This window comes from Thiomicrospira sp., from assembly GCF_014859555.1.
GTDB lineage: Bacteria > Pseudomonadota > Gammaproteobacteria > Thiomicrospirales > Thiomicrospiraceae > Thiomicrospira.
In genome coordinates this window covers 1-1,720 of sequence record NZ_JACUTY010000130.1, presented here as the reverse complement: position 1 = coordinate 1,720, position 1,720 = coordinate 1, and the positions used below count along the sequence as shown (strand labels likewise).

General features: G+C 46.2%; 1 protein-coding gene. It reads right to left on the bottom strand.

Annotation, left to right across the window (positions count from 1 at the left end):
- Window positions 1-161 precede the first annotated feature (161 nt).
- Window positions 162-1,720: LPS-assembly protein LptD (locus tag IBX48_RS10485; protein WP_296834358.1), on the bottom strand; the 1,559-nt coding region annotated here is incomplete at its 5' end.

Here is a 1,720-nt window from a genome sequence, read left to right as displayed (position 1 = left end):
TATCGTCGTTAACCACCGCGACAATCCGGTCGAGCAGGGTGTTGGCGTGTACTGAATTCGATAAACTTAACAAACCAATAAAAGCGAGACTGTTAAGCAGATTTTTTGTCGGTCTTGACCACATAATTAGGACTTTCTTTTTATATTGAGTAGAGATTTGGTTAAAAATTGAGCGTGTTTTGAATGGTATCACGCATTCGACTGCCTACGGTACTAAGGCCCTTAAGTTCGAATACTAGGTTAACCGAGGTATTATAGCGTCCATCCGCCAATTGGCGTTGTTCAATCACCAATTCGGAGGCCCAGCAGCAACTATCATAACGTAGCCCGCCTAGAAACTCACGACGCTCTTGTTGTTGAATATCGTAATTTATGTAGCTGGCGAGTTGCCATTGCGAACTCAGTCCTAGAATTAAACCAGTGCCAATGGTTTGTTGGCGGCGATTAACATTCTCGGTGTTATCCAAAGCCGGGTCGGCATTCAAGTTTAAGGCCTGATGCACGGCAAGTAATTCGACCCGGTCAAATGCTTGCCATTTTAAGCGGTTTTGCATTTGTGTGAGTTCGGTGGTTTGATAGTCGTATTGACTGGTAGAGGCCACATTAAAGGATTTCAGGTTGGCACTTAAACGCACAAAATAATCGGAACGCGGATCATCTTGAAGCTGATTGCCAGCCAATTCTACTTCGCGGTCAGCTAGGTAAAATATTTGACCGATGGCGGCATCCGCCAACGGCTTTCCAGTGTTGTTGAGTAAGCGCGTGGTGAGGGCGCTACTAATTTGTTGAGTGTCGCCAATGCGGTCGAATCCAGAAAAACGGTTAAGTTGAAATAGGTTGCTAAAATCAAGGCTGGTGCGTCCGGTATCAAATCGTTGCAAATGACTTTGATCTACGTAGGGCACATAAAGTAATTGCACTTCAGGTTCGAGTGTTTGGATATAGTGGGTGTTAAATAAGCTTACATCACGCTCAAAAAATAAACTGCCGCGCAACGCGTATTGCATGACTGTATTGTTGGTGGAGGCGGCATCGGGCGCATTAATCAGGTCATATTCGCGGTAGTTGGCTTGTACTTGTGCTTGCAAACGTGCGTAGGGGCGGCTGAGTTGGTATTGAATACTGGGTAAAGCTAAACTGCGTCGCCCCATCACTCCGGTAGAGGTTTGGCCGGTGACGTAACCGTCTTCAAAATAATCATTAAAACCACTGTAACGTTTAAATTCAGTGGTTTCTAAATAAAGATTGGTGCGAAATGCGCCGAAATTTTGCCCCACATTAATACCAACCTCAGGCGACTTTTCAAGATAGTTACGTTCGCCATTTCGCAGCGGTAAATAGCCATAATGTTGAATATGCGCCTGAACAGGGCCTTGCCGATAATTTAAACGTGCCGACCGATTCAGAGAGGTGGTTTGTGATCGAACTCGCGCCTCAGACGCGGCAAACGACAATGGAATGTCGTTGTAAAAATCCGGGTCGGAGACTTCTTGCCAGTTTAGGCTGGAGCTGAAGCCCGCGCCCCAGTTTTGTCGCCCCGCATAACTGATACGCCAGCGTTCAGACAGCGGTTGTTCGTTAATGATGGTGCCACTACGATCAACGTGGCGCAAGCCTTCGCTATTAGCTAGCTGGTCTTGTAGTAGGCTAAATTGGAGTTCACCACTATGTTTTGGTTGTAAATAGCGAAATTCGTTGTCCAATACAACGCCTCGATCTT